Annotated in this window: 1 protein-coding gene; it reads right to left on the bottom strand. The window is 44.0% G+C overall.

The genetic code is table 11. The features are described 5' to 3' along the window. Positions 1–63 precede the first annotated feature (63 nt). Positions 64–611, bottom strand: a 548-nt coding sequence (locus ABD917_RS08790; RefSeq protein WP_345119678.1) for a DUF7146 domain-containing protein, incomplete at its 5' end; no start/stop codon positions are given.

The raw sequence follows: 611 nt of genomic DNA, 5'->3' as shown, positions 1-611 counted from the left end.
AAGAGGCATTATCGTTATCATTGACGGGGGTATTTTCATTGTTGTTTTGTAAATTACACTCTTTCATAGTTTCCTCTTTTGAGAAAGTAATACGTTATTAAAGTCCATTCCTTTTGGAGCTTGCATGATAAAGACCTCAAAGCCTTGGCTATAAGCACGCGCAGCTAAGATAAAACCTGCTTTACGCCCCGCATCATCGCCGTCCATAGCAATTGTCAGACGTCCTTTTATCGGGGGTAAATTCACACGCATCATGCCACTGGTTGAAAGGGACGCCCATAAATTCACGGGCTCTGATAACAAACCAGACAGTAAGGAAAGACCAGTTTCAATGCCTTCACAAATGACAAGATGTTTTGGATTATCTTCGCTTAAGTACACAGCGTCGCCCATGACAGATCCCAACATGGCTTTGGCTGGTTTGTGATCTGTTTTACAGCCATTGGCTTGTAAAAAGGTTCTATGGATTGCAAAGGAACCACCCCCCTTAACAAGCGCCACCAACGCGGGCAATGTCATTCCTAAGGGGTGTGGACATTTGTCGTGAAAACGTAAATCAGCAGGCAATTCACAAGTAATCCCCCGATTGCGTAAATAGGTTTCTGCTAGCG

The organism is Bartonella pachyuromydis (assembly GCF_039543065.1).
Lineage (GTDB): Bacteria > Pseudomonadota > Alphaproteobacteria > Rhizobiales > Rhizobiaceae > Bartonella > Bartonella pachyuromydis.
The sequence above is the reverse complement of the archived record's forward strand: the minus strand, read 5'-3'. Positions and strand labels throughout refer to the sequence as shown.